This window comes from Vibrio sp. 10N.222.49.A3 (assembly GCF_041475145.1).
Lineage (GTDB): Bacteria > Pseudomonadota > Gammaproteobacteria > Enterobacterales > Vibrionaceae > Vibrio > Vibrio tasmaniensis_A.
In genome coordinates this window covers 1-7,427 of record NZ_JBFRVM010000202.1, presented here as the reverse complement: position 1 = coordinate 7,427, position 7,427 = coordinate 1, and the positions used below count along the sequence as shown (strand labels likewise).

8 protein-coding genes and 1 pseudogene are annotated in these 7,427 nt (G+C 39.1%); 7 read left to right on the top strand and 2 right to left on the bottom strand.

The window, feature by feature from the left end:
• Both AB4589_RS22980 and AB4589_RS22975 read right to left on the bottom strand, forming a co-directional pair.
• The coding region (locus tag AB4589_RS22980; RefSeq protein WP_372101762.1) for a type IV conjugative transfer system pilin TraA at positions 1-208 on the bottom strand (208 nt) is incomplete at its 3' end.
• Between the two features lie 223 nt (positions 209-431).
• Positions 432-836: a hypothetical protein gene (locus AB4589_RS22975; protein ID WP_102495552.1), complete on the bottom strand. Its 405-nt coding sequence runs from the start codon at positions 834-836 to the stop codon at positions 432-434.
• Between the two features lie 1,084 nt (positions 837-1,920).
• Between AB4589_RS22975 and AB4589_RS22970 the strand changes: the two genes are divergently transcribed.
• From AB4589_RS22970 to AB4589_RS22940, 7 genes and pseudogenes are all read left to right on the top strand, one after another.
• A complete protein-coding gene (locus AB4589_RS22970; protein WP_237297845.1) occupies positions 1,921-2,217 on the top strand; it encodes a hypothetical protein in 297 nt (98 codons plus the stop codon).
• 222 nt (positions 2,218-2,439) lie between these two features.
• Entirely contained in the window at positions 2,440-2,718 is a 279-nt protein-coding gene (locus AB4589_RS22965) for a transposase (protein WP_237297846.1), read from the top strand.
• 113 nt (positions 2,719-2,831) lie between these two features.
• Positions 2,832-3,397 (top strand): annotated as a pseudogene (locus AB4589_RS22960) (hypothetical protein); the annotation flags it as partial.
• Positions 3,398-3,619: 222 nt separating this feature from the next.
• Positions 3,620-3,760, top strand: coding sequence for a hypothetical protein (locus AB4589_RS22955; RefSeq protein WP_157937821.1), 141 nt, complete (start codon positions 3,620-3,622; stop codon positions 3,758-3,760).
• Between the two features lie 53 nt (positions 3,761-3,813).
• Entirely contained in the window at positions 3,814-4,659 is an 846-nt protein-coding gene (locus AB4589_RS22950; RefSeq protein WP_372101761.1) for an aKG-HExxH-type peptide beta-hydroxylase, read from the top strand.
• Complete coding sequence (locus tag AB4589_RS22945; protein WP_237297844.1) at positions 4,656-5,450, top strand: JmjC domain-containing protein; 795 nt, start codon at positions 4,656-4,658, stop codon at positions 5,448-5,450. The genes AB4589_RS22950 and AB4589_RS22945 overlap by 4 nt, the downstream gene beginning before the upstream one ends.
• Positions 5,447-6,784 carry a hypothetical protein gene (locus AB4589_RS22940; RefSeq protein ID WP_372101760.1) on the top strand — a complete coding sequence of 446 codons (1,338 nt, stop codon included), beginning with the start codon at positions 5,447-5,449 and terminating at the stop codon, positions 6,782-6,784. Before AB4589_RS22945 ends, AB4589_RS22940 begins: the two co-directional genes overlap by 4 nt.
• Positions 6,785-7,427 lie beyond the last annotated feature (643 nt).

The following is a 7,427-nucleotide window of genomic DNA, read 5'->3' as shown; positions in this document are numbered from 1 at the left end:
TACGGCTCATCAGTCCAGTAACGACCGCCCCCGCAAGCCCAGTCCCCAGCATCGCGGTTTCAACCGCAGAGCCTTTGCCCGCCGAGTCTTTCATGGCTTGTTTACCTGACGCGAAGATATCGGCAGCCAGAGCGGGCTGAGTGATAAGAAGTGTCGAGACAGCAACGCCAATCCCGATAATGAGGGTGCGCTGGGTGCGTGTTTTCATAATAAACATCCTTATTAAGTGATAAAATTATCATGTGCGTGGTCATGACGGGGGAAAAGGGAGCGAGCCCTACCACATCCTTGAGAGGCTGGTAAGACGGGTTATGTTGTCCGAGGTAGGCTATGCAGCGTGCCAATTAAACGGATAGTAGGGAGAGGAGGGTAAAGCACGCCTCATAAAGAAAACAGAGAAGATTTTGCGTACTTTAAATCACGATTACAGCTCACAGGTTGTCGTTGAGCCCCTTGTCTTTCTGATTACTTAAAGGCAACAAAGAAGCGTTTACATATTTTAAGCCGCGATTGCGACTGACGTGTTGTTTCCAATTTTGAGGGGTCATGATCGTGTTCTTGAGTTTACGATAATGTTTTTTGCGAGCATTTTTTGATGGTGGTGGCGTGAGTTGACGGACTGATTGGGTGTGTTTTTGAACCGAAACGAAATGAACGCCCTTCCAATAGAAAGGAAAGGGGAGGCGGTCAGTAAAAGGCAACAAAGCAGCAAATGCCATGTATTCACGCCCGACCGAGCCCAGTTCTTTGAAGCTGACAAAATCCCCTTGTTTAACAAAGCGGTCCAATAAATTCCCCGCCTCATCTTCACGACAATATCCGTATACAATTTGCATTATTCAAACTCCTTTTAAGGACATTGTTTTGCTCTTTTAAAAGAACAAAACAATGGGCTCTCTCTCAAGAGCCGTGCTACAAACTGGCTTGTGCATTCTTGTAGTAGAAGGCGCACATCCAAAGGATGTGGTGTCTGGTATTCCCAAGTAACTCTGTTGAACCACTCAACCAGCGTGCTTAATTGAGTAGAAAAACAGCCTTGGACGTCGCCCCAGGTAAGGCTCCTGAACTTTTTAGGCATATTACGCAGGCCTGCGCCCATCTGCGGCGCTTTTTGCAATAGTGAAGGCAGCCACTCTTACGGTGATGCGGGTGTTGGTATGCAGATGGAATAAAAAGCCGACGAATGTGTTTTTCGACTTTGAGTTCAAAGACTGCGATATCAACGTAGTCAGTATGAATCAACCTCAATGGGGAAGACAATGTTTAAAAACATCAGCAACGCACAAAGGATTTGGTTTTCTGGCGTACATGTTCTCATGTCTGACTTCTTCCCTGCCTCAAGCTGTTTCGCTGCCACAGGCGAGGGTTCTTTATCGAATTTCTAGCTCAACACGCTTTCACTAAACAGCCTTTTGTGAGGCTACCCCTGAGCCAACCGCTCCTTAATCTTAAAGGGCAGCTAAAGGTGATTTTTTGTTTTTCAGATGAAAATTACAGACTTATTTTAAATGGGAATTTTGTAGAGATAGAGAACGGATTGTTCTCTATCAAAGGGATAAATGGTTCAGGAAAAACGACGTATCTATTAGGTTATCAATCCTGCATCGGCGGTCTTTATTTCAACCCTGCTTACCGATTGTCTTGGCCTGATTGTGAGGACAGAGAACGTTTAAGCTGAGAGCTGCAGGCACTGTGCCATGGAATATGCCATATTCTCTACGACGTGCTCTAAGGGAAGGTGATTTCGGTATGTTTCTTGTGAGTGAAATTTGCCGACACTATATCACCATCCGGTTATTGAAAATGGAAATAAACATCTGATTTTTAATAACATTATTTAATCCTTGAGATTATAGAATGAAAATTAAACTGTCTGTTCTCATGGACATGAAAGATAAAACCTCGGCAGTGCTCTAAGGGATGAGCAGTGAAAGCGATCGCCACGCTAAATCCATTAAGAAGGTACAAAAAAGCCAAGCCGATGATTCTGCAGCGATGGGAATGATTAATGCATTCAAAAGTGCTCGTAAAGCCATGGAAAAGAATGCGCTTGCAGCGGCCGCCGTCAGTGAAAAGTTGGAGGATTTGAAAGTCAAAGCGGCCAAAGCCAAAACCCCAAGTGCGGCGCTCACAGAAACCATCGCTAAACAACAAGCTAAGCTCAACGATGAGCAGCAGGATTATCAATCTCACCTTAAAAAACTCGATACGCAATAATAAAACCTTTTATCCAAACGCTGTCCATAAACCCAAATATCTTGGCCACTGCTTATTAGCAAAGAGATCACCGATATCTTGTGAAGCCTACGTTTATAAGGGATTAGAAAAAGGCAGAAAAGCCCAGCGCCATAGCCGAACCAGCCAAAACACTCCGCTACACATCTCTATCAACGCAGTGCAAAGGAGCCGTGGTTACTCGCGACCAATGTCCCTAGACATATCTTAAATGAAGTACAAATTACCAACCTGTACGCCAAGCGCATGCAAATAGAAGAAGCCTTCCGCGATCTAAAGAGTAGCGCCTATGGAATCGCACTTCGTCACAACAGAACTCGTTGTACTAAGCGATTGGATATCCTGCTTCTTATTGCGTTGCTCGCTGAAATCTTGATGTGGTGGAATGGCCTAATTACAGTACAGGCCAAATGGCATTTTGACTTCCAAGCCAGCAGCATTAAACACCGCCGAGTTCTATCCATACCTCGTCTAGGGAGATAGGTACGAAATCATCGGCGATATCAAATTAATGAATCCCAATATCAATGGGGAATGTTCGAATATCAAAGGCTCACACACAATGCAGGACTAGGGAAAATATGAGGGGATCCGCCAGTGCCGCGATAATGGCGAATCCCATTGGGCTCATCGTGGCCGCCGTTGCGGCTGCAGTCATCGCTATTACGTATCTAATCGACAAGTTTATAGGCTTAGATAAAGTGATTCGATGGATAGGAGAAGGGATTGGTTGGTGGGATAAATTTAAGTCGCTTATTAATAAGTTACCAGAGGCGCTCATCCCTGATGGGTGGAAGATACAAACCGATGAAGCGGGATGAGAAATCGATAATTTAGCGAACAAGCTAATCGGATTGAAGACAAGAACGCGACACTTGGTATTACGACCAATGAAACCCGAAATCGAACCGTCCGTAGCCAAGCGGAGCTGCGCTATCATGCTTATCAAACGGGAAGCCTTCAACCCACCAAACAAAATACGCCATACAGTCCATTAGGGAGCCAAACGGTGAAAAGTAAATCGGAAGTATCACTCACCATTAAGTCGGAAAAGCCAGTTGCTGTCGAGAAAGTCAAAAGTGAAAAGGGCACCGATCTAAATGTGGATGTAGGAATTTGGTTTCTAGCTATTAAATACCAGCTCAAGAGGCGTGTCACTTAAGTTTTCTAGAGAGGTGATGGTACTTACCTTGTAGTGTTCAGATTAGCCTTCCTTCGTTAATATATAAATCATTAGCTTTTATATAAATTAAATATTATATATAGATAAATTATCTTATTGTTGGGGAATGTTTATCGTTTCTGAATGGTTTAATTTGACGAATAACGTTGTTTAAAGAAATTATATAGGAGCCAATAGTGGCAAATAATGATAAGGAATTTAATGATGATTAATTTTGACAAAATCGTAGCTGAGTTTGAAGGACCGGAAGAAAAAGAACTCAATATGCTAGAGGTCAGTTGTTGTAGTGATAGAAACAAAGGTAACGACCGAAGAAATATGATTGCTTTTGAAGATCAATAGATAAAATAAAGGCTGCTGATGAGATCAGCAGCCTTCCATAACAAGGAGTAACTATGTATTTTTCATTAGGTCCAAATAAAGTGAAAACCAATTTTATTGATCTTTATTGTAGAAATGACGCTCTAACGGATTTAACCAGAGGTAATTGTTTTAATAAAATTAAGTCTTCATATATAAATATAATATCCGATTGTATACCTATAGAAATATCGGGGGTTGATGAAGAGGTTCCCTTTCTTAGGGTTAATGATGGTGAGAGGTGCATCAAGCTATGTAAAGAATACAATTTGTCTAGACTTGATGACTTAAGTCAGACTGACATTATTAAAAAATCGACATATGATGTCAGTGAGAGAGAGATGATGAAATATTTAGAAGCCCTAGACTATATAAAAAATCAATCTAAAGAATTATACGAGGTTTTTTCTTTAGTCATAAACGTCATTTTTTTTATGCGTTCTCAAGAAGCTAGTGGCGGAAGTACATCAGGCTTGCCAGGTGTTATTTGGGTTAATCCAAAAAGTCACTGGAGTATTGAGGACAGAGCAGAATTTTTGATTCATGAAATGACCCATAATTTACTTTTTATTGAGGAAATTATTCGTGGTTTATATTCATATGATGATATGTATAGGGAAGAGAATTGGACGCGTTCTGCCGTTTTAAACAAGTTTAGACCTCTTGATAAGTCCTTTCATAGCGCTGTTGTTGGTACGGAAATATTGTTGTATAGAAATGAATTTAATCTAGAGCAAAACAAATATTGTGCTCATCCCCCAACTGATAAGTTACTTAGCCAGACATACGACTCGTTGGAATCATGCTTGAATTCCCATTTACTTTCAAAAAGAGGAAGAGAGATTTTGGGGACATGTAAAAAAGAGCTGGAGGGGATATGAGTTTTACTGAGCTTGAACAGGAGTTCCTTGAGAGTTTAATGGTAGATGACGTTATCTGCAATGAAGTCAAACTCTTGCAGGGTAGCGGTAGTGTGGATTTTTTCAATCTGGAGGAAATAGAGGCAATGTTGTCTGGTTCAAGGATAACCAGTGACCGAGTTCGTTTTTATCGTGATAAACATAATTTATCTAACTCTATTTTTTTGCTAGGTAAGAATAAAGATGGTCAACAGTCATATTATTTGAGAAATGACAAGTTGAACAATGCCTTGCTTAAAGGTGGGACTTTAGCATTAGATTCAATCGATGAGTATTTTGGTTATTTCTCTGAAACTACTAATAAAATTAGCACGTTACTAAAGTGTGAGTCTTCTGCGAATTTATATGTTTCTTATGGGAATAGTAGTGGTTTTGGCGAGCATAGTGATGACCATCACGTTCTAGTGAAACAGCTTTTTGGTAAAAAAAGGTGGATGTTTGAAGGTGGAACTAAATCCATCGTATTGCAAGAAGGTGATTTGCTTTTTGTTCCAAAAGGGATTCTTCATGATCCTGTTGCGGAAACTAGTCGTTCATTGCATGTTACCTACAGTATTGTTCGTCCCACTTTGAATGATTTCATTGATTGGGCGATTAAAAATAAAGAAAATTATAACACTAGCAATTTTGACATTGGCGATAAGGGCTATTTTCTAGAGCTACATAAAATAATGGCTGACTTTATTTTACATAGAGATAATAAAGCAAGAGCGATACGCCATTATAAAGAAACAAGGATGTTTCCTAAATGAAATTCGACTCACTAAAAAATTTAGTCATAGGGCTAACAAACAAATACTCTTACCTCAGCATTTTTTTTGCTTTTTTACATCAAATATCAATTGCCGTATCTGTTTATGCATCAGTTAAAATAATCTATGCATCTAGTACATCAGGTTACTCTAGTGAAGAGTTTAAGTTTTGGGCTACTACCTATGTATTATGCATGATCTTACCTTACTGCTTATCATATTTCTCTGATATCTATAAAGAGAAATGGTTATGTGATTCATTGAGCAACTTTTGGGACTCGTCCTCGAAAAAGTATAAATTATGCACTTCACGAATAAAAAAAGACAAGGTATTAGGTGTGTTTGTCACACAAGGTAAAGAGGCCATTGTTGAATTTGTAAATTATTCTTTCTATAGCATATCATCTTTACTTAATTTCGGATTAAGTTTATTTGTTATTTCTTTAGCCTTGGACTATCGGTTCTTTATTAGTGTGTTATTGAGCGCAGTTCTGGTTTTTATTATCAATAGATTTGTATCAGGTTCGATGGAGTCGTTATCTAAAGATAGGGTTGAAAAAGGGTCAACATTAACTAATCAGCTGTCAAATATACACGATAACTATCATAATGGTTCAGTGGTTAATTCGGATAGCTTTGAGTCAGAAAAAGATTCCAAATCCGAATTTTATTTAAAATCAAGGTTAAGAGAGGCCAGATATAAATACAGAGTGATGTTGCTGACATCCTTCTGCTCTCTAATTCCCACAACTTTTCTTGTGTTATTTTTACTTTTTTCTCCAGAAGTGGATGATTTAATTAAGCTCGGAATCGTTATTAACTTGACGAGAGTGTACCACTTATTAAACTCGGCAAACGATTTGATATCTATATATGTTTCGCTACCAAATATTAAAGGGCAGCTAAAGGTCATTTGTTTTTTTTCCGATGAAGATGAGTCATCCAATAATACCCAAACTAACATTTATATTTTAGATGAAAATGACAGGGTTATTTCAAATGAGAACCTTGCAGAGAAAGAGAACGGGTTGTTCTCAATCAAAGGGAGAAATGGTTCAGGAAAAACGACGTATCTATTAGGTTATCAATCCTCAATCGACGGTCTTTATTTTAACCCTGCTTACCGATTGTCTTGGCCCGAGTGTGAGGACAGAGATCGTTTATCTGATGGGCAATACTCTAAAGCCTGTTTGGAATGGTTATTGTCTAAGACAGATAAGACTTTGTTATTGGATGAGTGGGATGCCTTTCTCGATCAGCAAAACAAAGCCGAAATGAGTGAATTGATTTTCAATGAATCAAAGAAAAGAAAAATATTACAAGTTAAGCAGTGACTGAGTTGGGGTCGCATTGAGACGTTTAGGCTGAGAGCTGCAGGCACTGTTATATAAACACTATGGAAGACGGCATATTTTCTACGATGTGCTCAAATGTAAGGTGATTTTGGATTGGAGAGAGGGGATGTTTCTTGTGACTAAAATTTGCCGCCACTATATCGCCATTCGGGTACTGGAAGTAAGCATAACTCCATGATTTTTCGTTACATTAAGTTAGCTTTGAGATTATAGTTTAGAACTTAACCGAACTAAACGACTGTCTTGTATTTCAAGGTGTTAGAATAAAGATCAATAGGTTATGGAAAGTTTAACTGCGTATAAAAACATATAACTTTGTCTTTCGGGAGATTCTGTCGCCAATTTGTCGCCATAAAATCTTCTCTTTAATAAGGATAAATTGTTGGAGAGATAAAGATTAAAGTTAATTCGAAGTAGATTCACAGATAGTTAAAACCATCGGCAAGTTCTGGCTAGAAACAATTTAAGGCGTTTGAGTTAATTTTTACGTTTTAGGTTACGCAAAGCAACTTGAAACTAGAAGTATTGGGGGATTTATGGTTGTCTTATCTTCTTGTTGCATAACCAAGTATCAATGCTTTACTACCAATGACTGTATTATATTGATAAAATACCGCGAAAC

Excerpts from the sequence above, each read along its gene's own strand:
- AB4589_RS22975 (WP_102495552.1), bottom strand. The coding sequence starts at position 836 with ATGCAAATTGTATACGGATATTGTCGTGAAGATGAGGCGGGGAATTTA.
- AB4589_RS22970 (WP_237297845.1), top strand. The coding sequence starts at position 1,921 with ATGAGCAGTGAAAGCGATCGCCACGCTAAATCCATTAAGAAGGTACAA.
- AB4589_RS22955 (WP_157937821.1), top strand. The coding sequence starts at position 3,620 with ATGATGATTAATTTTGACAAAATCGTAGCTGAGTTTGAAGGACCGGAA.
- AB4589_RS22950 (WP_372101761.1), top strand. The coding sequence starts at position 3,814 with ATGTATTTTTCATTAGGTCCAAATAAAGTGAAAACCAATTTTATTGAT.
- AB4589_RS22945 (WP_237297844.1), top strand. The coding sequence starts at position 4,656 with ATGAGTTTTACTGAGCTTGAACAGGAGTTCCTTGAGAGTTTAATGGTA.
- AB4589_RS22940 (WP_372101760.1), top strand. The coding sequence starts at position 5,447 with ATGAAATTCGACTCACTAAAAAATTTAGTCATAGGGCTAACAAACAAA.